At 69.0% G+C, this 23,885-nt stretch carries 21 protein-coding genes; 5 read left to right on the plus strand and 16 right to left on the minus strand.

Annotated elements, in window-relative coordinates; all coding sequences use genetic code 11:
- Positions 1-47: 47 nt before the first annotated feature.
- From AC1RSI_RS12630 to AC1RSI_RS12645, 4 genes are all read right to left on the minus strand, one after another.
- Positions 48-959: a hypothetical protein gene (locus AC1RSI_RS12630; RefSeq protein ID WP_008263103.1), complete on the minus strand. Its 912-nt coding sequence runs from the start codon at positions 957-959 to the stop codon at positions 48-50.
- Between the two features lie 33 nt (positions 960-992).
- A complete protein-coding gene (gene sucC / locus AC1RSI_RS12635) occupies positions 993-2,183 on the minus strand; it encodes an ADP-forming succinate--CoA ligase subunit beta (protein WP_008263529.1) in 1,191 nt (396 codons plus the stop codon).
- Positions 2,184-2,282: 99 nt separating this feature from the next.
- Positions 2,283-3,803, minus strand: a complete 1,521-nt coding sequence (locus AC1RSI_RS12640) for a spinster family MFS transporter (protein WP_154726247.1) — start codon at positions 3,801-3,803, stop codon at positions 2,283-2,285.
- 119 nt (positions 3,804-3,922) lie between these two features.
- Positions 3,923-6,148, minus strand: a complete 2,226-nt coding sequence (locus AC1RSI_RS12645) for a TonB-dependent receptor (protein WP_154726248.1) — start codon at positions 6,146-6,148, stop codon at positions 3,923-3,925.
- A 189-nt stretch (positions 6,149-6,337) separates the two neighbouring features.
- Between AC1RSI_RS12645 and AC1RSI_RS12650 the strand changes: the two genes are divergently transcribed.
- Positions 6,338-7,105 (plus strand): TetR/AcrR family transcriptional regulator, encoded by a 768-nt coding sequence (locus tag AC1RSI_RS12650; protein ID WP_154726249.1) that lies wholly within the window; start codon positions 6,338-6,340, stop codon positions 7,103-7,105.
- Here the strand turns inward: AC1RSI_RS12650 and AC1RSI_RS12655 are convergent.
- Positions 7,102-7,635 carry a DUF2306 domain-containing protein gene (locus tag AC1RSI_RS12655; RefSeq protein WP_154726250.1) on the minus strand — a complete coding sequence of 178 codons (534 nt, stop codon included), beginning with the start codon at positions 7,633-7,635 and terminating at the stop codon, positions 7,102-7,104. The genes AC1RSI_RS12650 and AC1RSI_RS12655 overlap by 4 nt on opposite strands.
- A 160-nt stretch (positions 7,636-7,795) precedes the next feature.
- Between AC1RSI_RS12655 and AC1RSI_RS12660 the strand changes: the two genes are divergently transcribed.
- The gene (locus AC1RSI_RS12660) at positions 7,796-8,569 is read left to right on the plus strand and encodes a LytTR family DNA-binding domain-containing protein (protein WP_154726251.1); all 774 of its coding nucleotides are present in this window, start codon (positions 7,796-7,798) and stop codon (positions 8,567-8,569) included.
- A gap of 15 nt (positions 8,570-8,584) precedes the next feature.
- On the opposite strand, the gene AC1RSI_RS12665 is transcribed toward AC1RSI_RS12660, so the two are convergent.
- Positions 8,585-9,040 carry a COG3650 family protein gene (locus tag AC1RSI_RS12665; protein ID WP_154726252.1) on the minus strand — a complete coding sequence of 152 codons (456 nt, stop codon included), beginning with the start codon at positions 9,038-9,040 and terminating at the stop codon, positions 8,585-8,587.
- 79 nt (positions 9,041-9,119) lie between these two features.
- Here AC1RSI_RS12665 and AC1RSI_RS12670 point away from each other — a divergent pair, with 79 nt between their 5' ends.
- Positions 9,120-10,286, plus strand: coding sequence for a DNA cytosine methyltransferase (locus AC1RSI_RS12670; RefSeq protein ID WP_154726253.1), 1,167 nt, complete (start codon positions 9,120-9,122; stop codon positions 10,284-10,286).
- Between the two features lie 51 nt (positions 10,287-10,337).
- On the opposite strand, the gene AC1RSI_RS12675 is transcribed toward AC1RSI_RS12670, so the two are convergent.
- From AC1RSI_RS12675 to AC1RSI_RS12685, 3 genes are all read right to left on the minus strand, one after another.
- Entirely contained in the window at positions 10,338-10,697 is a 360-nt protein-coding gene (locus AC1RSI_RS12675) for a DUF1318 domain-containing protein (RefSeq protein ID WP_008261324.1), read from the minus strand.
- A gap of 32 nt (positions 10,698-10,729) precedes the next feature.
- Positions 10,730-10,918, minus strand: a complete 189-nt coding sequence (locus AC1RSI_RS12680) for a YnbE family lipoprotein (RefSeq protein ID WP_008262758.1) — start codon at positions 10,916-10,918, stop codon at positions 10,730-10,732.
- Between the two features lie 76 nt (positions 10,919-10,994).
- Positions 10,995-14,327, minus strand: coding sequence for an intermembrane phospholipid transport protein YdbH family protein (locus tag AC1RSI_RS12685; RefSeq protein ID WP_447941234.1), 3,333 nt, complete (start codon positions 14,325-14,327; stop codon positions 10,995-10,997).
- 354 nt (positions 14,328-14,681) lie between these two features.
- On the opposite strand from AC1RSI_RS12685, the gene AC1RSI_RS12690 reads away from it, so the two are divergent.
- Positions 14,682-16,007: a M23 family metallopeptidase gene (locus tag AC1RSI_RS12690; RefSeq protein ID WP_008260466.1), complete on the plus strand. Its 1,326-nt coding sequence runs from the start codon at positions 14,682-14,684 to the stop codon at positions 16,005-16,007.
- A gap of 319 nt (positions 16,008-16,326) precedes the next feature.
- Positions 16,327-17,256 carry a hypothetical protein gene (locus AC1RSI_RS12695; protein WP_154726254.1) on the plus strand — a complete coding sequence of 310 codons (930 nt, stop codon included), beginning with the start codon at positions 16,327-16,329 and terminating at the stop codon, positions 17,254-17,256.
- Between the two features lie 132 nt (positions 17,257-17,388).
- Here AC1RSI_RS12695 and hfaB (AC1RSI_RS12700) read toward each other — a convergent pair whose 3' ends face one another.
- From hfaB (AC1RSI_RS12700) to AC1RSI_RS12730, 7 genes are all read right to left on the minus strand, one after another.
- A complete protein-coding gene (gene hfaB, locus AC1RSI_RS12700; RefSeq protein WP_154726255.1) occupies positions 17,389-18,453 on the minus strand; it encodes a holdfast anchoring protein HfaB in 1,065 nt (354 codons plus the stop codon).
- Positions 18,450-19,340 (minus strand): holdfast anchoring protein HfaB, encoded by an 891-nt coding sequence (gene hfaB / locus AC1RSI_RS12705; RefSeq protein ID WP_154726256.1) that lies wholly within the window; start codon positions 19,338-19,340, stop codon positions 18,450-18,452. The genes hfaB (AC1RSI_RS12700) and hfaB (AC1RSI_RS12705) overlap by 4 nt, the downstream gene beginning before the upstream one ends.
- Positions 19,337-19,774, minus strand: a complete 438-nt coding sequence (gene hfaA, locus AC1RSI_RS12710; RefSeq protein WP_154726257.1) for a holdfast anchoring protein HfaA — start codon at positions 19,772-19,774, stop codon at positions 19,337-19,339. Before hfaA ends, hfaB (AC1RSI_RS12705) begins: the two co-directional genes overlap by 4 nt.
- 87 nt (positions 19,775-19,861) lie before the next feature.
- Positions 19,862-20,476 carry a hypothetical protein gene (locus AC1RSI_RS12715; RefSeq protein ID WP_154726258.1) on the minus strand — a complete coding sequence of 205 codons (615 nt, stop codon included), beginning with the start codon at positions 20,474-20,476 and terminating at the stop codon, positions 19,862-19,864.
- Between the two features lie 441 nt (positions 20,477-20,917).
- Positions 20,918-22,492 (minus strand): sensor histidine kinase, encoded by a 1,575-nt coding sequence (locus tag AC1RSI_RS12720; RefSeq protein ID WP_447941235.1) that lies wholly within the window; start codon positions 22,490-22,492, stop codon positions 20,918-20,920.
- On the minus strand, positions 22,489-23,211 hold the full coding sequence (locus tag AC1RSI_RS12725) for a response regulator transcription factor (protein ID WP_154726260.1): 723 nt from the start codon (positions 23,209-23,211) through the stop codon (positions 22,489-22,491). Before AC1RSI_RS12725 ends, AC1RSI_RS12720 begins: the two co-directional genes overlap by 4 nt.
- A 2-nt stretch (positions 23,212-23,213) precedes the next feature.
- Positions 23,214-23,885 (minus strand): DUF4153 domain-containing protein (locus AC1RSI_RS12730; RefSeq protein ID WP_492322678.1); only part of this gene is annotated, 672 nt, incomplete at its 5' end.

The raw sequence follows: 23,885 nt of genomic DNA on the forward strand, positions 1-23,885 counted from the left end.
ACACGGGTTATGTGGAACACATAGGCCGTGGAGCGAGACGGGGCAAGTCAGTCCCTTGTCGGCCAGCGGGGGCTCGGAATATCGAGCAACAATCCCAGCCGCCGCAGAATCCAGGCCTGAACCGGCGTCAGGGCGTACAGTCTCTCGAACAGCGCGGCCTCCCGGCCCGCGGCCCGCGCCTCGGCGTAGTCTGTCTGCTGTCGTCTTCGGCGACGGCCGCACTCGGCCGTATCGCCGACAGCCAGCCGTCGATCCCATTTGGCGCGCCAGCCGTCCAGGCTGATGGCGTCATAGTGGAGCAGCCAGGCCCGACCGCCAGCGCCGAGGTCGCGGGCGCGGGCGGCCTTCAACGGAACCTCCGCCCGCTTGGATTCGTGGATGCAGACGGTGATGTCTGCCAGGCCGCGCCGCACGGCGTGCTTGCCCATATGGTGGCCCAGCAGTCCCCGGACGAAGAACTTGCCGGCGCCCGGATAGAGGCCATTGCTCAGCTCGGACCAGAACGGCCCGCTGTAGGACTTGCGGGCCAGACTGGCCCCGTATTCCAGATTGAGATCGTCCCCGGATCGCCAGACCGCCTCGACGGTCTCGAAGATGACGGACTCACAGTCGGCCGGAACCGCCTCCAGCACGGCGGCCGGCGAGACCGCGCCGAACAGCCGCTCGTCGATATCGACGACCAGCAGCCAGTCGGCGGCCAGGCTGCGATAGGCCGCGCCATAGACGCCCCTTTGCCGATCCTCGACCGTCGCCGGCCGACCGCCAAGGGCGGACCAGAAGGCGTCGTCACAGACGATCAGCTCGCCTTCAGCCAGGCCCACGGCGTCCGGCGCCGGCGCGGCCGCGCTGTCGAAATAGACGCGAACGCGCGCGGCCCCCTTGCGGCGGAAGTGATCGACGAAGGCCGCGACATGCCGCTCCGGCGCCAGGGCCATGGCGACGACTTCGAACACGGCCATCGACGACGTCCGCCTGGGGGCGAGCCGCCGGACCTAGCCGACCGCTGCGACGATCTTCTGGGCGGCGTCGTCCAGATCGTCGGCGGCCTGGATGGTCAGGCCCGACTCGTTCAGGATCTTCTTGCCCAGTTCGGCGTTGGTGCCTTCCAGACGCACGACCAGCGGCACCTTCAGACCGACTTCCTTCACCGCGGCGACGACGCCCTCGGCGATGACGTCGCACTTCATGATGCCGCCGAAGATGTTGACCAGGATGCCCTGGACGTTCGGGTCGGCGGTGATGATCTTGAAGGCCGCAGCGACCTTCTCCTTGCCGGCGCCGCCGCCGACGTCGCAGAAGTTGGCCGGCTCCTTGCCGTACAGCTTGATGATGTCCATCGTCGCCATGGCCAGGCCGGCGCCGTTGACCATGCAGCCGATGTTGCCGTCCAGCGAGACATAGGCGAGGTCCCACTTGGAGGCTTCGATTTCCTTGGCGTCTTCCTCGGTCTCGTCGCGCAGGGCGCGCATGTCCTCGTGGCGGAACAGGGCGTTGCCGTCGAAGCTGACCTTGGCGTCCAGGACGCGCAGGCGGCCGTTCTCCATGACGATCAGCGGGTTCACTTCCAGCATGGCCATGTCCTTCTCGACGAAGGCCTTGTACAGCGCCGGGAACAGCGACTTGCCGTCTTCGGCCGCATCGCCCGTCAGGCCGTAGGCGGCGTTGATGGCGGCGACGTCGGCCTCGGTCACGCCCGTGGCGGGGTCGATGACGATGGTCTGGATCTTCTCGGGCGTGTCATGGGCGACGGCCTCGATGTCCATGCCGCCCTCGGTCGAGACGACGAAGGCAACGCGGCCATACTGACGGTCGACCAGCAGCGAGCAGTACAGTTCGCGGGCGATGTCGGCGCCGTCCTCGATATAGAGGCGGTTGACCTGCTTGCCGGCCTCGCCGGTCTGGGCGGTGACCAGGGTGTTGCCCAGCATTTCCTTGGCGTTCTTGACCACGTCCTCGATCGAGAAGGCCAGGCGCACGCCGCCCTTGGCGTCGGCCGGCAGTTCCTTGAACTTGCCCTTGCCGCGTCCACCGGCGTGGATCTGCGACTTCACGACATAGAGCGGGCCAGGCAGTTGCTTGGCGGCGGCCTCGGCCTGATCGGCCGAGGTGATGGGCACGCCCTCGGCGACCGGGGCGCCGAAGCCCTTGAGAACCTGCTTGGCCTGATATTCGTGGATGTTCATGGCGACCGCCGCAATCTTTGCTGGGAAGGGTTTGCGGGGCTTATAGGCTCCGCCCCTTCGCAGGCGCAACAGGGGTCGACCATGGTTTTGGTCTAAGCTTCAGTCGACCCAGTCCCGCTTCAGCGTCCGCGAGGCCCCGATCAGCAAGACCGCCGCCAGCACATAGAAGCCCATGCCGGTGTAGATGGCCCACCTCAGGCTCTCTTCCCCGAACCGGGGCGCCAGCAGGTCGCTCATCCAGCCGAAATAGTAGAAGCCGACCGCGATCCCGAGCAGATTGTTCAGCAGCAGGAACAGGGCCGAGGCCGTGGACCGCATGGCCGCCGGGACCAGATGCTGGACCGCCGCCGTGATCGGCCCCAGCCAGGCCAGGTTCAGACCGGTGGGCAACAGGAAGATCAGGAAGGCCAGGACCAGCTGCTGGGTGTTGCTGCCCCCGCCCGGCAGGACCAGGCCGATCAGCCAGGGCGAGTTCATCGCCAGGATGAAACAGGGCGCCGAGATCAGGAAGGCGATGGCCGGGGTCAGGGGATAGGCGCCCTTGCCCTTTTTCGACAGCTTGTCGGCGATCATGCCGCCCAGCCAGATGCCCAGCAGACCGCCGATCAGGGCGATGCCGGCGTAATACCAGCTGGTCTGACGCAGGGTCAGGTCGAAGCTGCGCATGAAGAACAGCGGCAACCAGCCCGCGACGCCGTAGCCGCACACCGAGGACGAGGCCGCGCCCAGGCCCAGCAGCCAGAAGCTGGGCTTGCGGATCACCACCGAGGCGGTGCGTCGCGCCACCATCAGCGACACGCCGATCACGCCGGCCAGCAGGCCGCCGAAGGCCAGGACCAGCGGACTGCCCAGGGACACGCCCAGCAACCAGTTCGCCGCCGCCAGGAGCAGCAGCCCGGCGCCCAGGCCCAGCATGACCTGGGCCGCGATCTTGCCCGCCCGGTCGGTGCCGACCGGCGCCGCCGCCAGGGCCGCGACCTGGGCCTCGGTCTTGATCGCATCGGTTCCGCCCCGCTTGGGATCCTTGACCGTCAGCCGTAACAGGGGCGCGACCAGCAGGCCCAGCAGGCCGACGACGATGAAGGCCGTGCGCCAGCCGTAGGTCGCCGCCAGCAACCCCCCGACCAGGGTGCCCGCCGCCATGCCCAGCGGAATCCCGAAGGCGAAGGCCGCGAGGGCCCGCGCCCTTTGATGGGGCGGGAAATAGTCGGCGATCAGCGAATAGGCCGGGGCGACCCCGCCCGCCTCGCCCACGCCCACGCCCATACGGCACAGGAACAGCTGGCCGAACGACCCCGTCATGCCGCACAGGGCGGTGAAGCCCGACCAGACCGCCAGGGCTCCGGTCATGATCCAGACCCGGCTGAACCGATCAGCCATCCAGGCCAGGGGAATGGCCAGGGTCGAATAGACCGATGCGAAGGCGATGCCGCCCAACAGGCCGAACTGGCTGTCGGACATGCCGAACTCTTCCTTCAGCGGCGCGGCCAGGATGCCGATGATCTGCCGGTCCAGGAAGTTCAGCATGTAGATCAGGATCAGCACCGCCAGCACATAGAAGCGGTAGCCCGGTCGGTGCGGCGCGGGCGCCTGCGCGTCCGTCAGCGTGTCGGTCGTCATCGGCGTTTCCCTCGGCGTATTTTTCTTGTTGGGGCGAGCCTAGCCCCAAGTCTGGTCTCTGCAAAGCAAGGGGCGGCGGCCCGAAAACCGCCGCCCCAGCATCAGGCATTTGGTGACAATCAGAACCGGTAGGTCAGGCGCGCCGAATAGGTGGTCGGCGGGCCGTAGAAGGCGCTGATCGAGTTGTTGTAGGTCGCGCCCGGGAAGCTGTAGCCCCCGACCTTGTAGCGGACATCGGTCAGATTGCGGCCGAACAGGCCGACCTCCCACTGTTTGCTTGGCGCGATCCAGACCACGCTGGCGTCGGCCAGGACATAGCCGTCCTGGTCCAGGATGGGATCCGGCGTGTCAAACAGGTGGTAGTCCGAGCGATAGGACAGCGACGGCGTGACCCGGATCTCCCCGCCCAGGATGTCGCCCCGCCAGGTCATGCCGTAATAGGCCGACCATTCGGGCGAGTTCTGCGGCTCGCGGGTGTCGGAGATATCGACCGGCGTGCCGGTGATCCGGGTGATGAACTCGTCGAACTCGTTCTTCAGATAGCCCAGCGAGAAGTTGGCGGTGATGTCGTCGGTCAGGAAGGCCGACCCTTCCAGTTCGAAGCCGTAGATGGTCGAGGCGCCGGCGTTGTCGACCACCGAGGCGATGCCGACGGCCGGGGCCGTGGCCACCTGCTGGGTCGTGATCTGCTGGTCCTTGTAGTCGGAATAGAAGACCGCCGAGGCGAAATTCATCCGCCGGTCGAAGGCCGACCCCTTCAGGCCCAGCTCATAGGTGGTGACCGTCTCGGGCTGGTAGCCATTGACCGTCTGCGGCACCAGGGCGGCGTCGCCCCGCATGTCCCAGCCGCCCGACTTGAAGCCCTGGCTGACCGAGGCGTAACCGGTAACCTCCTCGGTGAAGTCATACGAGATGCTGGCGCGCGGCGTGAACTTCTCGAAGCTGTCCGAAGCGGTGTAGTCGGTGCGTGTGGCGAAGATCGGCCGGGCGACTCCGCCGGTGTAGGGCGTCGGCGTGGCGCCCAGATAGAAGAGGCGCAGGACCGAGGCGTCCTTGTCGTCCTTGGTGTAGCGCCCGCCCAGCGAGACGTGCAGCCGGTCAGAGAGGTCGTAGCTGAAGTCGCCGAACACCGAGAAGGACTTTGTGTCCACCGACCCCGCCGCCGCGATGGCCAGGCCCAGATTGCCCGCGATGGTGTCGAAGGCGCCCGAGGAGGTGCCGTCCAGATAGAAGACGCCCGCCACGCCCGACCAGCGATCGCCGGTGAACAGGGCCTGAAACTCCTGGGTGAACTGGTCGTCCGAATAGATGGCCGGCACGTCCAGGGTCGGCAGCGGCGTCTGGTCGAAGTCGATGACGGTCGAGGTGTCGCCCGACCGATAGGCGGTGATGGACTTGAGGGTCAGCATGTCGTTGACCCGGTATTCGCCGGTCAGGGACACGCCCTCGGTGACCACCTTCTGCTCGCCGGTGACGCCGGCGTAGGTGTCATATTCGCTGGCCGGAGGCGTATAGCCGCCGGTGGTCGAATTCACTTCGCGGTGGCCGTGACGGGGGCTGGAATCGTCCTCGACCCGATCCCAGGCCAGTCGGAAGAACAGGTTCTCGTTCGGCGTCCATTCGGCGCTGGCGCGATAGGCGGTGACGTCCTTGTCGTACTGGTCCTGGCCGGTGTTCAGGTTCTCGCCGTAGCCGTCGTGCTGATAGGTGGCGACCGCGCCGCCAATCGCAAAGGTGTCGCCGACCGGGACCGAGCCGGACAGCAGGAAGTTGTGCTCGTTATACGACCCGACCTCGGCCCGCGCCGTCAGGCTGGGATCGGCGCCCAGGCGTTTGGTGACGTATTTGATCGCCCCGCCGATGGTGTTGCGGCCGTACAGGGTGCCCTGGGGCCCGCGCAGCACCTCGATGCGCGAGATGTCGAAGATGTCCAGCACGGCGCCCTGCGGCCGGGCCACATAGACGTCGTCGATATAGAGGCCGACGCCGGGCTCGAAGCCCCACAGCGGGTCCTGCTGGCCCACGCCGCGGATGAAGCTGATCAGGGTCGAGTTGGAGCCGCGGGCGATCTGCACCGTGGCGTTCGGCGTCTGCTGCTGCAGGGCCGTGATATTGGTCGCGCCGGTCTGTTCCAGACGCTCGGCGCTGAGGGCCGAGACCGCAACCGGCACGTCCTTCAACTGTTCGTCGCGCCGCCGGGCGGTGACGACGATGTCCTCGACCATATTGGCCTGTTCTGCATTGGCCGCCTGGGCCGCCGCCTCGGCGTCCTGGGCGGTGGAAGCCCCCGCCAGCACGCCCCAAGCCGCGCCGGCCAGCAGCGCGCACTTCACATGATGTCTCATGATCCTACCCCTTTGGTTGTCGTTTCCAGCCCGTTGACGCTTTTATTCAGCGTTCAATGATTTTCCTGAACCTGACCCGGTTTCCGCCGTCTGTCAAACCCTCCCCCTTCCCCGCGTCACCGCGCCGCCGCTTCGATCCGGGGCGTGGCGCCGTTGCACCGGTGCGAACGCCCGCCTAGCCTCCCGATCATGAGCAAGCCCGACGCGTCGCCCCCCGCCGTCCGTTCCATCGCCGCCGCGCGCCGCAAGTCGGCCGTCGGCGCCCCTTCGGTTCAGGGCCCCGGCCGACGCGGCCGTCCCCCGAAGGCCCAGGCCAAGGCCGCCGGCGAGACGCGCGACCTGATCCTGGACGCGGCCGAGGACCTGTTCTCCAAACACGGCTTCTACGGCGTCACCATCCGCGAGGTGGCGCGCGAGGCGGGCGTGGACACCGCACTTGTCCATTACTATTTCGGGGCCAAGCGCGACCTGTTCGACGCCGTCTTCCTGCGCCGGGCCGAGGTCTGGAACGACGATCGTGTCGCCGCCATCGATCGTTACGCCGAGGCCGCCGGGCCGGACATGACCCTGGAGGGCCTGCTCGAGGCCTTCCTGCGCCCGCCGTTCGAATGGTCGCTGAAGGGCGGGCCGGGCTGGAAACACTATGCCGCCCTGGTGGCCCAGACCAACGCCAACCCCACCTTCGGGGGCGAGACCATGGCCCGCTATTTCGACCCCGCCATCCGTCGTCTGATCGAGCTGATCGCCGTGGTCCTGCCGGGCGCCAGCGAGGTGGACCTGTACTGGGGCTATCACAATCTGTCGGGCGCCCTGACCCTGACCCTGGGCGAGACGGGCCGTCTGGACCGGCTGTCGGGCGGCCTGGCCCGGTCCGGGGACCTGGAGACGGCCGGCGACTACATGGTCCGGTTCGCGGCGGCGGGCTTCCGCGCCGTCGTCGGGATGTCGCCCCGCTAGCTGAAGAAGATCGCCCACATCAGCCGTCCGGGCAGGAAGGTCAGCGCGCCGGCGACGATCAGCCCGCCCACGAACATGCCCGTCATCGCCCGCCGGTGCGCCTGCACCTTGTGACGCCGCGCAGCATGGACCGCCATCGGCAGGCTCACCACCGTCCAGCCGCTGATCAGATGGATGAACGACAGGCCGGCCGGCCCGTCGGGGTTGATCGTGTGGATGAAGAACGAGCTGACCGCCGTCGTCCCCATGGCCAGCACCCAGGTCCACCCCAGCGCCCGGTGCAGCCGCGTCCCCTTGATCCCCGCCAGCAGCACGATGCCGATGGCCAGGGCGGTCAGGGCCGCCGCCACATGGATCTGGATCGCGGTCGGCGCCGCCGCCAGCAGGCCGAAGTCCGGCGCGCGCAAACTGAACCCGAGCAGGGCGATCCGCCCCCCGTCCGCCGCCAGATAGGCGACAATGGGGACGCCCAGCAGGACAAGGGCGGCGATGGACGGGGCGAAACGGGCGAAACGGGCGTGACGAAACAAGGGGAACCTCCGGCGATGTGTCTCGCCGCTTCTGAAGCCCGGCTCGCGGTCGCGCCTCCCGTTCTGCGTCAACGACCACCCCGGCTTCGCGAACGGACGCCCCTTCCTCCGCCCCCGAAATCATGATTTCAGACAGGCGTCCCTTGCTTCGAAAGCCGCCATGACGTCTCCCGCCGCCGACCGTCGCCGAACCTTCCTGCGCGGCCTGGTCGTCGCCAGCCTGGTCGGGGTCTTCCTGGCGACCACCGGCGCCTTCGGCAGCGCCAACGCCCCCTATGTCCAGCGCCTGGCCTACTGGGTGATGATGATGATCCTGGGCGGGCTGTGGGGCCATCTGTGCAGCCGGATCGTGACGCGGTTCGTCAATGTGGACGACCGCCCCTGGCTGACGGTGGCGGTGATGACCGCCGTAATCACCGGCCCCCTGAGCGTCATCGTCTGGGCGGCGACCGGCCTGTTCTTCGCCCGGAAACTCTATCCGCTGGCGGCCCTGCCCCAGCTGTTCGGCCCGGTGCTGGTCGTCACCCTGGCGGTCACCACCGTCAATGTCTTCCTGGGCCGGGCCCAGCCGGTCCAGACCCACGCCGCGCCCGCCTCCCCCGCGCCGGCTTCGCCGCCCCCGGTCCGTTTCCTGGACCGGCTGCCGCTGAAGCTCAGGGGCGCGACCCTCTACGCCGTCCAGGCCGAGGATCATTATCTGCGCCTGCACACCGACCGGGGCTCGGACCTGATCCTGATGCGCCTGTCCGACGCGGTCGAGGAGCTGGAGGGGCTGGAGGGCGCCCGCACCCACCGCAGCTGGTGGGTGGCCCGCTCGGCCGTGCGCGGCGTCGATCGCGGCGACGGCCGCGCCACCCTGACCCTGGAGGGCGGCCTCAGCGTCCCCGTCAGCCGCCGCTACGCCCGCACACTGCGCGAAGCCGACTGGTGGTGAAGACCCGGCTCAGCCTCAGGGCGCCGGCGCGGTCTTGAGCGCGGCGGCCGCATCGGCGCAGCCGCTCAGGGTGTCGTCGCCGATCTCGACCCGCGCGGTCAGGGGATAGGTGCGGTCACTCATCCCGTCCGAACATTCGGTGGCGATCAGCACGACGTTCATCGCCGCATTCAGGTCGGTGGAGGTGGCGTAGGTGGCGACCGTCCCCTGAACCGTCGCCCCGCGGTTCGGCGCCCGCTGCGTCGGCTGGTCCATCCGGGTGTAGATCAGGGTGTCCGGCGTGATCTCTACGCTCCAGAAGGGTTCGGTCCCCAGGGCCCGCACCGGCTTGCCCAGATCGACCCCTGCCAGAACCGGCGCGGCCTCGGGCGGCGGCGCGGATTCGGGCGCCTTGTCCCGACGGTCGTAGCAACCGACCAGGGTCAGGCCGAGAACCGGCCCGATCAGCAATGTGGTGAGTATGGCGCGCATGACGGACCCCCGCGTTCGGCCTGCAGGTGTGGACGGGGCCGGCCTCGGTCAAGGGGCCGGGCTGAGTTATGGTGGCCGCATGTCGATTCGCCCGACCGCCTATGAATTCTTCGCCGGGGGCGGTCTCGCGGGCCTGGGCCTGTCCGGCGCCGGCCTCTCAGGCCAGAGATGGGCCGGCGTCGACACCGTCTTCGCCAACGACATGGACCCCGCCAAGGGGCGGGCTTTCGTCGCCAACCATCCCGACATCCGCTTCCATCTGGGCGACGTCTGGTCCCTGCGCCCCGCCGACCTGCCGGGCGCGCCCGATCTGGCCTGGGCCTCGTCGCCGTGTCAGGACGTCAGCCTGGCCGGGGCGCGAGGCGGACTGGAGGCCGGTCGATCCGGCGCCTTCTGGGGCTTCTGGCGTCTGATCCAGGGCCTGGCGGTCGAAGGGCGGGCGCCCCGCGTCATCGTGCTGGAAAACGTCATCGGTCTGCTGACCTCCGGCCCCAAAGACGAAACGGGCCGGGATTTTTCCGCCGTCTGCGCCGCCATGGTCCAGGCCGGCTATCGCGTCGGGGCGCTGGAGATGGACGCCGCCCACTGGCTGCCCCAGTCACGGCCCCGCCTGTTCATCGTGGCGGTTCAGGAGTCGGCCCTGAACGGCGCGCCCGAGGCCTCCGCCCCCTCTGGACCCTTCCACTCCGCCCGCCTGATCACCGCCCATGCCCGGCTGCCGGACGCCGTGCGCGCGGCCTGGGCCTGGTGGAGTCTGCCGGTCCCGCCCCGGCGCAACCTGGATCTCGCCGCCCTGCTGGAGCCGGATGAATCCGTGGAATGGCTGGACGACGGCGCGGAGATCCTGGCCCTGGCCGCTCCGCTGCACCGCGCCCGGATCGAGGCCGCCGTCGCCTCCGGCCGGCGCGTGGTCGGCGCCGCCTATCGCCGGGTGCGGACCGAAGACGGCCGCAAGGTCCAGCGGCTTGAGATCCGGTTCGACGGCCTGGCCGGCTGTCTGCGCACCCCGGCGGGCGGGTCGTCGCGGCAATATGTGGTGGTCTGCGACGGCGGTCGGGCGCGGGTGCGTCGCCTGACCGGACGCGAGGCGGCAAGGCTTATGGGCGTGTCGGACGACTATCGTCTGCCCGGCAGCGAGAGCGCGGCGCTGAAATTGATGGGCGACGCCGTCGCCGTGCCCGTGGTGCGCGCCCTGACCGAAGGCCTGCTTCTGCCGGCCCTGAGCTCGCGTCGCACAGCGGCCTGAAGCCCGCGGGATCGACCCGGCGAAACGCCGGATCGATCATTCAGGCCTGGCTCAGCGCTGGACCCACTGGCCCTGGGCGTTGCGGTACCACTGGCCCGACTGGATGCGGGGCAGAAGCTGGCTTTCGAACATCCGGGCGCCGGCGACATCGGCGCTGGTGCCCGCCTCGGCCGCGCTGCGGGCGTAGGCGGCGCGGCGGCCGGCGTTCATGGCGTCCACGGCGGCGCGCAGGGCGGCGTCGGAGGTGCTGACGCGGAAGCCGACATAGCCGTCGGCCTGTTCGCCGACCGTGCCGGCGGCCTTGGCCTGATCGACCAGGGTCTTCTGGGCTGCGGTCTGGGCCAGGGCGGCGCCGCCGAATGAAACGGCTGCGGCCAGGGCGCCGACAGCGAGGAATTTACGAAGGCTCATATCGGCCTGTCCTTTCAAAAGAAGCGAGGCGATCAGAAGAGGTTCGGGTTCTGCTGGAGCAGTTGCTGCAGCTCCTGATCCAGCCGGACGCGGACGTCTGCATCCAATTTGGCGTAGATCTGGATCGGCGCAACCTCCAGACGGATGGTCGGGGCGCAGGCCGCGACGGCGACGACGACCGCCCCGAGGCCGAGTCCGGCCAACTGGCGCTTGTTGATCATGGCGAGAACTCCGGGTCGGTCAAGGTTGAGAGGTCATTAGCACGCTATCGCGTGAACGGTCGCTGAATGGTTCGACTCACGGCGCTTCGGGCTCAGGCCCAGTCTCGGGCCCAGTCTCGGGCCCAGTCTCGGGCCCAGTCTCGGGCCCAGTCTCGGGCCCAGTCTCGGGCCCCGTCTCGGGCGCGAGCGTCGGCGCTGGCTCTTTCTGACCCTGACGCGCCCGATTGACCGCCATGATGTCGGCGAACAACTGGTTGGCGTTCAGGGTGGTGTCCAGCGTCAGGTCGATCTGGGTGCCCGACGGCAGGGGCAGTTCCCGGTTCAGGAACTCCCGGCTGATCAGCTCGGCCACCGTCAGGCGCAGTTCCTGGCGCTGCGGCGGTTCGTGCCGCCCGCGGATGTGGAACAGGACCGAGATCCGTCCCTCGTCCAGACTGTTCACATCCGCGCTCAGCACGTCGAAGGCCAGATGCTCCATCGCCTGATAGGCCAGGTCCTCGACCATATTGGGCGGAACGTCCGCGCCCCCGCCGCCCGCATCCACATCGGTCAGCACCTCGCGCTGGATCGACAGCCGGCCCGGCTGGACCGCGCCCAGGGCGCCGGCCGTGATCTTCAGGCCCAGTTTCGGGTCCATGGTGAAGGGCAGCCGGCCCGACACCACCGCGTCCAGCATCACCTTGTCGGCGAAACCGCTGTCGGCGACCACATCCCCCAGCTGGACCCGGTCCAGCACGATGACCCCGCTATAGGCCTGGGTCGGGTCCAGCGGCACGACCAGGGGCTCGATGGAGACGGTCCCGCCCCCGGCCTGGACCGACCCGCCGGCGATGCTGAACCCCGCCGCGTCGATGGCGAAGTTCAGGTCCAGGGCCGTCGCGTCGGCCCCGATGTCCAGACTGTCGACCGTCAGCCTCTGGTTCGGCGCCGTGATGATGGCGGGGCTCAGGCTGGTGAATTCGATCTCGCCGCGCGCGCCCTTGACCGGCCCGGCCGGGCTGACGAAGTCCAGCCCCGGCACGCTCAACCGCCCGCTGGACGTCGGCTCGCCGTCCTTGGTCCAGTCGAACCGGCCGTCGAACCCGACGACGCCGGTCGCCGGCGACCGGACGAAGGCCTCGACCAGGGGGCTCAGCATCGAGGGCTGAAGGCCGCCCTCGACGAACCGCACCTCCGGCGCGGCGATGTGAACGCCCCCGGCTCCGGTTCGACCGTCGTGGGCCAGGGTCAACCGCCCCAGGGTGGTCGCGGCCGCCTTGCCGGTTCCCTTCAGGTCGAACCCGCCGGTCCAGCGCTCATTGGCCAGGGTCGCCTGGCCCGAAGCCGCCAGGGTCTCGAACCGTTTGGGCGTCGTCGCATCGACCGCCTGGACCTGGGCCACCGTCGCCGTCAGCCCGACCCCCGCCTTGGTCCCGTCCACCACCACCCGGCCCGAGGCCTCGGCGAACCGCATCCCCAGGAAGGGAGCGTCGGCCGACACGCCCTGGAAACCGCCGGCGACGCGCCAGACGCCGTCCTTGGAACTCAGCAGGGGTCCGGTCTCGGGACACAGTTTCCCGGCGACCTGATGGACGTCGTTCTCGTCCAGCTCCAACCGCTCGACCGTCAGGTCGACACAGTCGGAGGTCGCATAGGTCAGCCGCCCGTCCGCCATGGCCAGCAGGCCCCGCGTCCGGGCGTCGATGCCGCGCGCCAGGTCGAAGTCCAGCTGGGCCCGCCCGTCCAGCAGGGCCTCGAACCCGCTGTCCGTCAGCCGCCACTCAGGCACGGCCACGGCCATTTCCGGCAGGCCTCGCCCTCGCGTCGCCGTCAGGGTCAGGGCCCCGCCGCCCAACCGTCCCGGCTCGGCCTGATAGGCCCCCGTTCCCGCCTGGGCGACGGTCAGTATTCCGCCGTTGGCCGGCGTCAGGGTGACGGGCCGGGCCAGGGTCACGCTGGTCCCCGCCGAACCCGTGGCGAAGCGGATGGCGGGCGCGTTCAGGGCGAAATTCCCCAGCGCCGTCTTCATCTCGGTCAGCTCGGCGATCTCATCCGGCCCGACCGGCCCGAACAGGGGCCAGGCGCCGCCCGCCGAGCGCAGGCCGCCTTCGGCCGCGATCCGGATCGCCCCGTCCTGAACCACGTCGAGGCTCAGTTCGCCCCGCGCCCGTTTAAGCATCAGGTCGCCGAAACCGATCCGGTCGAACGCCGCCGTCACCGGCCCGGTCGCCTCGAAGGCCGTATTCCGCCCGCCCATGGACAGACCGTTCGACTGGATCGAAAGGTTCTGCGCCTTGGCCTCGCCGGCCTGGCCAGAGGCGGCTCTCAAATTGAGCGGCGTCTCCAGGCTCCAGCGCACGGCCTCATCCCGCGACACGGTCAACCGCCCGCCCGTCGCCGAACCGGCGACCTGACGCGCCGCCAGCCCCGGCCCATCGATCGCCGCCGCCTTCAGGTTCAGGGCGGTCGCGCCTTCCAGCCGGAAGGTCTCGATCCATCCGGCCGTCACGCCGTCGAACCGCGCCGACAGCTCCGCATCCCGCGCCTGCGTCTGCTGTCCGCCCTGGCCCGCGCCCCCGCTTTGGGCGAAGCCCAGCACGTCGCCGACCAGACGGGCGTCGACCACGGCCCGGCCGTCGCCGCGCCGCCTCTTCATGTCGGGATAGGGCAGGTCGCCGGTCAGGCTCAGCCGGATCGCCCGACCGTTCAGGGCGGCGGTCTGGACCCGGTCGCCTTCGGCCTCGACCCGCAGCGCGACCCGATCGCCGGTCGTCGTCAGATCGACGACGGCCCCCAGGCCGTCAGCTTGGAATTCTCCGCTCTTCAGCGCGGCCCGCGGCATCCGGGCGCTCAAACGCATCAGTTTGCCGTCGTCCACCCGCGCATCGGCCAGGAGTTGGACCGGGCCGTATTCGGTATCGAGCCGCGCCCGCCCGCCCTCGACGATCACCAGAGGGCTGCGCGAATCCGGCCTGGGCGGCCCGCCTGTGAACTGTTCGACCAGAGGATCGAGCGACCCCAGGGACAGTTTTCCCTTCTTCCAGCTGGCCCGCATCACCGGCCGCACCAGTCGAATCCGACTGGGCGTCACCCCCACGCCGGTCCTGGACCAGGGCAGGGCCACGGCGTAATCCACCTCGACCCGCTCGACGGTCACATCCGGATTGCGCGGATCGCCGATGCGGATGCGGCCGACGAAACCGTCCAGCTCGATCCGCTCGACCTCCACATCGGCCTGGACGCCCTGACGCTCCAGCCAGCCGACCAGAACCTCGCGCGCGGCGGCGCGACGGTTCAGATAGAGGGCGGCCGCCAGCAGGGCCACGACCACGAACACGGCGAGCAGGCCCAGGCCCAGTCGACGCCGCAGGCCGCCCTTGCGCCTGACGCCTGGGGATCGGTCGGAAGGAGTGGCCGGAACTTCGGTCAAACAGGGACGCCGTGTCGATTGAGAACTGATCGCCGGACCACCATCGCCACCCTCGATGCGAATACAAGCCTCAAGCGTCGCCGACAGGCCCGAACCCTGCGTCCGTCGCAGCCAAGCTGGGCGACAAGAGGGCGAGCCTGGGTGTCAATCGCATGAGTCTGTGAGACTTTTTCCGCCCACGTCCGGTTCTTAACGGTTTGTAACGGTCTGTCTTCCCAAACTGAGACAGGCAGGTTATAGCCGATGACTTCGCGCTCGGGGTCTATACGGCGCGATTTTGGGTAAAAAGTTTGGCGCCTCGGGCGTCGCAACACGATGAGACCGATGGCTCAGTTCGACCCACGCCGCCAACCTATGCGTCTCGCACCGCATGTCGTGACCGCCGCCGCCGCCATTTCGGTCGCCCTGCTGGCCGGTCGAGTCTACCAACCCGCTCAGGCGGAAGAAGTTCCCGTAATGTCGTCGGCCCAGATGGCCGCCATGGAAGTCCAGGCCTTCGCCGCCGCCAACGCCCCGGCCGGCATGACCGCCCCGGAAGCCGTCCCCGTCCAGATCCGTCGCGGCGAAACCTTCGAGCAGGCCGTGCGCCGCACCGGCGTCGCGCCGGAAGAAGCCAGCGCCGTCGCCGCCACCGTCGCCAACGCCTTCGACCTCGCCGACCTCCGCGCCGGCCTTCGCTTCGAGACCGCCATCGCCAAGCCGCGCGACGGCCGGGGCGACGCCCGCCTCATCGGCCTGACCATGCGCACCGGCCCGGCCAGCCAGCTGACCGTGTCGCGCAGTTTCGACGGCGCCCTGCGCCTGCGTTCGCTGGAAGAAAAAGTCACGCACGAGACCGTGGTCCTGAAGGGCGACGTCGAACGCTCCCTGTCCGCCAGCGCCCGTGAACTGGGGGCCACCGCCTCCATCGTCCGCTCCGCCAGCCGCCTGTTCGCCACCAAGTTCGACATGCAGCGCGACATCCGCGCCTCGGACGAGTTCACCATGGTCTTCGACCGCGACGTGACCGAGGCCGGTCGCACCGTGGGCGTGGGCGACCTGATGTACGCCGAATTGCGCGGCGTCACCTTCTATCGGTTCAAGCCGGCCGGCGCGAAGGAAGCCCAGTTCTTCGACGCCTCGGGCAAGAACCTGCGCTCGGCCATGATGCGCACCCCGCTGCAGAATTTCCGCCGCGTCTCGTCAGGCTTCGGTTTCCGCACCCACCCGATCTCGGGCTACAAGAAGATGCACCAGGGCATCGACTTCGCCGCCGGCTCCGGCACGCCCATCGTGGCCCCCGCCGACGGCGTGGTGGTCGAGGCGCGTCGCTGGGGCGGCTACGGCAACTGGCTGCGCATCCGCCACAACAATGGGCTCGAGAGCGGCTACGGACACCTGTCGCGTTACGGCTCCGGCATTCGCGCCGGCCAGCGCGTCAGCCAGGGCCAGGTCGTCGCCTATGTCGGTTCGACCGGCGCCTCGACCGGCCCCCACCTGCACTATGAACTGTGGCGCAACGGCCAGCGGATCAATCCCGCCGGCGTCCGCACCCAGGAAGGCACCGAACTGGCCGGCGGCGACCTGGCCGCCTTCCGCGCCGAAAAGGCCCGCATCGACCGCATCATCGCATCCGGCGGACAGAAGCGCCCGGCCCTGCAACAAGCCTCCGCCGACGGCCTGCGCCCCGTTCGGGGCTGATCAAGCCTGACGGCGCGCTTCCTCAACCCGCGCCTTCGCCGGCGCGGGTTTTCTATTGCGCCGACTGCAGGGCGAGACGGATCGACGTCCGTCCTGCGAATGTACCAATCCGAGGCAGGCGCGGTCGCAGGCGTCGCAAACTGAACGAGGCGGACGGCGCGAAGGTTAACCCTGTCCTCCGTCCTGCGGGACGATCTTCAACGCGTATCGGCGCTTCGTCCCGAGACTCGGTTAACGCCTCGAACGCGGAAAGACGCGGCCGTTCTTGCAGTCGACAGAACGCCGTCATTTCCGGCGGATATCCTCTTGGGGCTTTCAAATGACTCACAATATCGGCGTGACCAGCCTGGCGGCCGCGGCCGCTCTCATGCTCGCATCCGGCGCTCAGGCGCAGTCTACTGCAACATCGAACCAGAAGAACACGGCGACCGTCCGAGCTCAGCTCAACGCCGTCGTCAACGACGTCAACGGGAACGTCTCGCAGACCTCGGCGGCGATCAGCAACTCCGCGACCATCTCCGGCGCCGGGCCGACGACCGTGCGAAATCTTCAGGATAGCTGGGGCTCCACCAGCGCCGCCCTGTCCAGCAATGTCGCCGACGTGAACGGCGATGTCGCGACCACGGCGGCGGCCCTGGGCAACTCCGCCACCGTCACCCTGGACGGCAATGTCGTATCCAAGGTCGCCAACACCCAGTACACCCATCGCGGACAGTTTCTGGCGGACGCCAACCTCAAGGTGGCGGACATCGACGGCGCCGTGAACGGCACCGCCGCCGCCATCGCAAACTCCTTCACCGCCTCGGGCGAGGGGGCGATGACCGTGACCAACGCCCAATATTTCAACGGCGACTCGCGAGCCGTGCTGAACGCGACGGTCCAGGACGTGTCCGACAAGGTGAACCTGACCTCGGCCGCCCTGGCCAATTCGGCGACCATCGACCTGCAGGGCGCGGGCAAGGGCACGGTCACCAACACCCAGATGTCCGGTTACGACCCGACCGCAACCCTGTCCGCCACGATCGCCGACGTCGATGGCGCAGTGTCGGCCACCTCGGCGGCGATCTCCAACTCGCTGACGCTGAACACCGGGCCGAACACCATGCTGACGGCCTCCTCTGTTCAGGACAACAAGGCCCTGACGCAGGCGATATCCAACGTCACGGTCCGGTCCGTGGATTCGGCGTCGCTGACGGCGGCGGCCATCGGCAATTCGGCGACCATCAGCCGGGTGACCGGGGGCCTCTGACCCTTCGTCGCGCGGGACGACGCCGTCCCGCGCCACGGATCGGGGGACTGACCCAGACGAGAAAGGCCGTCGCGAGCGTCGCGACGGCCTTTTTTCAATTCGTACTGGAGAGCCCGGAAAGTCCGTGGCGCCTCAACCGCCCGCGGCCGTCGTCCCGCGCACCGCGGACGACGGCGCGGTGCGCCAGCTGGAAGGATCCAGCACCCAGCGGGCCGGCGGTCCCGCCATCGGGCGGGACGGGGCCTGCCCGATGGCGGGCGGCCGGGCGGACGGCCGTTCGGCCTCGGGCGCAGCCGCTTCCGCCGCGCGCAGCGCCAGCAGGCTCTCGCCTTGCAGCCCCGTTTCCGGCCGCGCGAGACAGCGGTCGCGGGGAATGGCGTAGAGGTCGGCGACGAAGTCGTACAGGCCGCGTTCGATCGCGGTCCGGACGGCGAACTGGATCGGCTCCATGCCGGAGGCTCCAGCGGAAAGGTCGAAAATATTGCCGTGGGTGAAGTCGAACACGCCCACGCGGATCTCGCGACCGACAAGCTGCTTTTGATAGGAGGCCGTGGCGACGACTTCCTGGGACTGGGTGTCGACCAGGCGAAGATCGATGGCGATGTTCATCACATAGCCGCTGCTGGTCAGGCCCCCCTTGACCCCGCTGGCCTCGATTCCCCCGGCGGAGACATCGACCCCGGAAGACCGCAGATTATAGTTCAGCTCGGTGACCCCGCCCACGACATAGTATCGCGAACCGGCGATCTGACCGGCGTAGATCGGGCGGAAATTCTCGGCGCTTTCGCCGGCCGCCTGGGGGGTGTCGGACAGGAGATGAGATTGGGCATATTGTCGTTCGACCTCGGAAACCCCGCGATCCTGGCGCTCCACCGTGGGCACTCCGGCCTTGGTCAGGGCTGTCACGGCGAACAGGGACGCGCCCTGGCTGATCTTGCGTCCTGTCTCCAGATCATTGCGGCCGGTCAGGTCGGCGATGTCGCCGACCGCCAGCCGCGGCGCGCTGCGCCCCTCCGCCTGGCCCGCCGACGCCAGACATCTCAGGGCGGCGGAATAGGCGGTGTCGTTGCCGGTCGCCGGCGCGCCGCCGATGGGATTGGCGTAGAGACCGGTGGCAGGGTCGTAGCGTGCGGTCGTGCAGCCGGCCAGACCGACCGCCGCGATCATCGACGCCTCCAGAAGCGGTCTCAGTCTCACGAAGCGGCTCCTGCGGCGATGGCGTAGGTCTGGACCCCGACAGGGTCGTCGGCCGGCAGGCAGGTCGCCTTGGCGCCCGGCGTCTGGATGCCGGCCAACAGTTCGAAGACGCCGCGTTCGACCACCGTCCGCACAGCGGCCTGCACCGGCTCCATGGCGCCGCCGCCGGCCGTCGCGACGCCGCCGACCGATCCCTGGGTTCCCGTCAGCCCGAGGCTGCGGTCCACGCCGACCACCTGTTTCTGGAAGCTGACGCTGTTCACCACCTCCTGCGAGCGCGTATCCACCAGCCTGAGGTCGACCGCGACGTTCATCACATAGCGCGACGCCTGACCCAGGCCGCGCAGGCCGGTCGTGCTCACATCGCCCGCCTGGACGTTCACGCCGTTCGAGGCGATATTGTAGTTCAGTTCGGTGACGCCGCCGACGAGATAGTACCGCGACCCCGCGACCTGGCCGACGTGGATCGGCCTGAAATTGTCGGGATCCTGACCGGCCCGTTCCGGGGCGTCGGACAGCAGGTGCTGGCGCGCATAGTTCAATTCGATCTCGGCGACCGTATTGTCGAGCCGCTCGACCACCGGCGCGCCGGAGCGGGCCAGGGCCGTGATGGCGAACAGCGCGGCGCCCTGCGAGACGCGGGCGCCGGTCTGGAGATCGACCCGGCCCGTCATGTCGGAAATCCGTCCCACCGCGATCCTGGGCGGGGCGCCGCCGATCCAGCCGCCCCGCCGCGACAGGCAGGTCAGGGCGGCGGAATAGGGAGACGGATTGGCCGTGGCGGGGGCGCCGCGGATCGCGCCCGGATTCATCCCGCCCGAAGGTTCCGCCGTCGCGGCTCCGGCGACCAGGCCGAGCGCGATCCCCGTGATCGCCGCCCGCCTCATGAGCCGGACTTCCGCACATTGGCGCTGACGTCGCCGCTGTTGGTCTGGCGGCTGTTCAGCACCACGGTGTTGCCGTGGCCGATGATGGAGACATTGACCAGGTTGCCCACGGCCGTCGCGCTGCTCGTATCGCCCAGCGCCGCCGCGCCGCTGTCGAAATAGGCGGCGCCCGACTGCGTGTTCGACCCTGTGCTGGCGTAGCTGACGGTCGTGCCGGCCTGACTGTTCACGATGACGCCGTTGACGACCAGCCGATTGCCGTTGGCGTCGCGCGTGACGGGGTTGAAGGTCTGGGTCGCGACGGCGCCGGAACGGCCATAGCCGGCCTCCATCGAAGCCGCCCCGGCGGACTCGGTCGAGGATTGCGCGACGGCCCGCCCGGAGAGACCGGACAGGGTCAGGATTACGAGCGGCAAGAGCGGCGTCTTGGTCATGAGGTGTGTCATCTCAGCGGGAAGGAGAGCGGGGTGAAGCGGCGGAAAGGGCCGACGCCGCCTTCGCGGGGACGCCGGCCTGTCCATTCAGAAGCCGGTCACGGTCAAGCTGTTGCCAATGGCCGCCGCCGTGTTGGTGACGGCGCCCGAGACGTCACGCACGGTCGTGGTGGCGACGGCGGAAACCCCGGCTGTATTGGTCTGCGACGAGTTCAGGGACCCCAGCCGCGAGTCGATGGTGGCGGAGTTGCTGATGGCCGCCGCCGTCGCCGAAACCGTGCCCGACACGTCGCTGATGGTGGAGTTCAGCGTGGCCGAGGGGTCGTTATAGGCGACCTGGGTGTTGGTGATCGCCCCGCCCCAGTCGGAGGTCTTGATCGTCGCCGAGTTGGCGATGGCCGCCGACGTCGCCGAGACGTCCTTGGAGACATCGCCGATGGTCGCGTTCAGCTGGGACGCCGCGCCGCCCCAGGCGTTCTGAGTGTTGTTCAGGGACACCGCCGTGCCGCCGTCGATGGTCACGCTGTTGGAAATGGCGGCGGAGGTGACGGAAACCGAATTGTTCACGTCGGTGATCGTGGCGTTCAGCTGCGAGCGGACGGATGCATTGTTCGACTGGCCTGATCCGATGCTTTGAGCATGGGCGGCGCCGGCCGTCGCGACGCCGAGAACGGCGGTGATGATGAGGATCTTGGTGGTCACGAGATTTCTCCAGAAGGCCCAACATCGGGCAAACCGGCTCAGTGCAAAAACCCATCCATTACAATGACTAACACAAATTAATCATAGACGGTAAGGGGTTGGTCGACGAGGACTACGCAAGCGGTTGATCTGACATCGAACCGGGTTCGGACAGGGTTAATACGGCGGCTCTCAAAGCGTGGGGCGGCAGACCGGCTCCGGGTCATCGTGAGTGCGGGCCTGTCGCAATTCGGCATGGACCGTTCGTCACTGTCTCGAGACGGGGCGCCTGCGGACAACGCCGCCTCCGCATCGGACCCCGCGGCTGAAGCGGGGCATGATCGGGTTTCGATCCGCCTCCGCCGATGGCGGCCGAGGCTGTCCCCGGACGGGTGATCCGCGGCGTACAAGGCTTGTCCGCAAAAGACGGCCCGGTTCCGGCCCCCGGTCGCACGGCCAAACCTATTGCTCGGCGAGCGGCATGACCAATTCGAAGACGGCGCCCTCGGTCGTAGGCAGCAGATCCAGGGTGGCGTCGTTCGCGGCCAGCAGGGCGCGGGCGATGGACAGGCCGAGGCCGGCGCCGCCCTCCCCGCGTCGCGTGGTGAAGAAGGGCTCGAAGACGCGACCGGCGTCGGCCGGCGCGACGCCTGGACCATCGTCCGCCAGGGTGACGACAAGTCGATCGGGCAGGGCCGCGGCCCTGATGCTGACGGCCGTCGCGCCGGCCTGGCGGCTGTTTTCCAGGAGCGTCGAAACCACCATCTCGATGGTAGACGCTGGAACGGCCACCCTGGGCGTTTCGTCCCCGAACATCACCGAGATCGCCAGCCGGCTTGACCTGGCGTCGACCGCCTTCGTGATCGGGAGGCGGACATCGACCGAAAGCCCGGCTTGGGGACGCGCCATATCGGCGCGCGCCAGATCCAGCAGGCGCGTCACAAGGGCCGAGAGGCGGCGGGCGTCGGCGGCGATGTTGTCGAGGAACCGTCGACGTTGACCTGGGTCCATTTCATGGTCATGCAGCAGTTCGACGGCCCCCTGGATCCCGGACAGGGGCGTCTTGAACTCGTGACTGACGGCGGCGGCGAAGTCGCGCAGATAGCGGGAGCGGCGATCGACGGCCTGGGCCATCCGCCCGAAGTCCTCATAAAGGATTCGGATTTCGACGGCGGCGGTGGCCGGCGCGGGGGGCAGCACGCCGCCGCCGTTGGCGACATCGCGCGTCGCCCGGCTGAGCGCCTCGATCGGGCGGGCGATGCCGCGCGACACCAGGACCGCCAGCAGGGCGATCACCCCCAGGGTGCCGACGACGCCCAGCCCGATCTTGATCCGGTCCTGGTACAGTCCCTTGAACAGGGCCCGGGGCGAGCGGGACGCCACGACGACCCCCTCGACCCGGCCATTCACCATCACCGGCCGCGCATGGTGGATACGAACGCCCGCTGCGCGACTGAGCCATTCCATGGAATAGCGCGGACGATAGGCGTCGTTGCGACGCAGGACCGTCCGCGGCTCGCCCGCAAGCGCCGAGCGCACTTCGGTCAGATCGGCCAGGCCGCCGCCCTGGCCGTAGCCCAGAACGATCGTCCCGTTGCGATCCAGCAAGAGGATCGAGGCCAGGGTGGTGCGGCTGGTCTGCTCGACGACGGAGCCAAGCCGGTCGGCGACCTCGACCGCCCCGGCCTCAGGCACGGCAGCGTGACGCGGCGCGGGCCGCGCCGGCAAGACCGGCGTGGATCCCAGGTCGATCGTCGCGGGTTCGGGCCTGTAGTAACCCGGATCGTCGCGCCGGGCGGGATCGGGCGAAACCACGACGGCGCCGGGCCAATCCGAGGCGGCGACGGCCGACAGGACGACGGCCTGGGCGACCAGTTCCGCCTCCGTCTGGCGCACCAGGGTGTTCTCGTAGACCCGCAGGAATATGGCGCTGAGCCCCGGCAGGACGCCGGCGAAGATCAGCACGGACAGCAGGATGGTCCGAAGCCTGAGCGCCGGCCAGTGATTGCGGATGAAGGCGCGCAAGCGTGCGATCACGCCTCCGGCGCCCCGGGCGCGCCCAGGCAGGGGCCAAGCTGGTAGCCGATGCCGGGTCTGGTCTCGATCACGTCAGCCCCGCCCACCGCTGCAAACTTGGCCCGCAGGTTGCGGACATGGCTGTCGATCGTACGGTCGGTCATGGCGAAGCCTGGGCCATGGACCCGATCGATGATAGCGTCCCGCGTGAAGACTCGGCGCGGCGCATCGGCCAGGGTGCGCACGATGCTGAACTCCGTCACCGTTAGCGGCACCTCGATATTGCGCCACGTCGCCCGCCATCCGTCCGCGTCCAGGCCCAGGCTCCCCAAGGCGAACTGACCCGGCGTCGGCGGGGGCGGGCTCCGCGCGATCCGGCGCAGGATGGCGGCGACCCGCGCCACCACCTCGCGCGGACTGAAGGGCTTGGTCACATAGTCGTCCGCCCCCAGCTCCATGCCCAGGATGCGGTCGATCTCGTCATCGCGCGACGACAGGAACAGGACCGGCAGATCGCCCTGGGCGCGGATCCGGCGACAGGCCTCGATCCCGTCCATGCGGGGCATGTTGATGTCCAGCACGACGAGGTTCGGCCTGCACAGGGCGATGTCGGCCAGAGCGGCCTCGCCGTCGGCGGCCTCCCGCGTCGCCAGACCCGCCTTCTGGAGCGCGAAGGTCAGCAGGTCGCGGATGTGCGGGTCGTCGTCGACCACCAGAACGGTGCTTTGCATGATGGCCATGTTCAGCCTTCCGTCCGCGAGGTCAACTGGACAGGCGGCGGGGCGGCGACGGGCGCCGGCGCGGTGGGCGGCGGCATTTGGATGAGCCGCCCGTTCCAGTGACGGGCGCCCGGCGCCGGCGCCGACAAGGCGCCCTTCTGTTGCAGGGCGGCGATGCGATCCAGACGACGCTGGTCGCGCCAGGTCCAGCCGCGCCATTCGCTCTGTCGCCGACGGACGTTCAGCAGGATGTCCTGGCGGACGGCGGCGACCCGGTCGCGCAGGACGGCGTCGTCGAGGGTCGTTTCCAGCTCGACCAGAGAGACGAGGGCGGGCGCGCCCAGGGTATGGAGATAGCCGAGGTCCAGCGCGACCCCGCGACCTCCGACTTCCCTGGCATGCCGCACGTTCCAGCCGGCCACGACGGCGCCGAGGTCGACGACGCTGACGACCGCCAGCACGATCAGCGCGGCCGCGGCGTTGGCGTTGATCAGCCAGTGCGCCGACTTGCCGGCCAGCATGCGCCAGCAGATCAGCATCAGGCCGACCGCCACCAGCCCCATCCAGATCATCGCGGCGATGCGGAAACGGGTCAGGGCGTAGGCTTCGATATAGTCGGCTGTGGATCGGCGTGGAAAAGGGACCCCGTTAGCGGTGTGATCGGCGTCGAATAAGGACCCCTCATTCCTGAGGTC

This window comes from Brevundimonas sp. GW821-FHT10E09 (genome assembly GCF_058809375.1).

Bases quoted from the DNA above. Each gene is read 5' to 3' on its own strand.
- AC1RSI_RS12630 (WP_008263103.1), bottom strand. From the start codon at position 959: ATGGCCGTGTTCGAAGTCGTCGCCATGGCCCTGGCGCCGGAGCGGCAT.
- sucC (WP_008263529.1), bottom strand. From the start codon at position 2,183: ATGAACATCCACGAATATCAGGCCAAGCAGGTTCTCAAGGGCTTCGGC.
- AC1RSI_RS12640 (WP_154726247.1), bottom strand. From the start codon at position 3,803: ATGACGACCGACACGCTGACGGACGCGCAGGCGCCCGCGCCGCACCGA.
- AC1RSI_RS12645 (WP_154726248.1), bottom strand. From the start codon at position 6,148: ATGAGACATCATGTGAAGTGCGCGCTGCTGGCCGGCGCGGCTTGGGGC.
- AC1RSI_RS12650 (WP_154726249.1), top strand. From the start codon at position 6,338: ATGAGCAAGCCCGACGCGTCGCCCCCCGCCGTCCGTTCCATCGCCGCC.
- AC1RSI_RS12660 (WP_154726251.1), top strand. From the start codon at position 7,796: ATGACGTCTCCCGCCGCCGACCGTCGCCGAACCTTCCTGCGCGGCCTG.
- AC1RSI_RS12665 (WP_154726252.1), bottom strand. From the start codon at position 9,040: ATGCGCGCCATACTCACCACATTGCTGATCGGGCCGGTTCTCGGCCTG.
- AC1RSI_RS12670 (WP_154726253.1), top strand. From the start codon at position 9,120: ATGTCGATTCGCCCGACCGCCTATGAATTCTTCGCCGGGGGCGGTCTC.
- AC1RSI_RS12675 (WP_008261324.1), bottom strand. From the start codon at position 10,697: ATGAGCCTTCGTAAATTCCTCGCTGTCGGCGCCCTGGCCGCAGCCGTT.
- AC1RSI_RS12680 (WP_008262758.1), bottom strand. From the start codon at position 10,918: ATGATCAACAAGCGCCAGTTGGCCGGACTCGGCCTCGGGGCGGTCGTC.
- AC1RSI_RS12690 (WP_008260466.1), top strand. From the start codon at position 14,682: ATGCGTCTCGCACCGCATGTCGTGACCGCCGCCGCCGCCATTTCGGTC.
- AC1RSI_RS12695 (WP_154726254.1), top strand. From the start codon at position 16,327: ATGACTCACAATATCGGCGTGACCAGCCTGGCGGCCGCGGCCGCTCTC.
- hfaB (WP_154726256.1), bottom strand. From the start codon at position 19,340: ATGAGGCGGGCGGCGATCACGGGGATCGCGCTCGGCCTGGTCGCCGGA.
- hfaA (WP_154726257.1), bottom strand. From the start codon at position 19,774: ATGACCAAGACGCCGCTCTTGCCGCTCGTAATCCTGACCCTGTCCGGT.
- AC1RSI_RS12725 (WP_154726260.1), bottom strand. From the start codon at position 23,211: ATGGCCATCATGCAAAGCACCGTTCTGGTGGTCGACGACGACCCGCAC.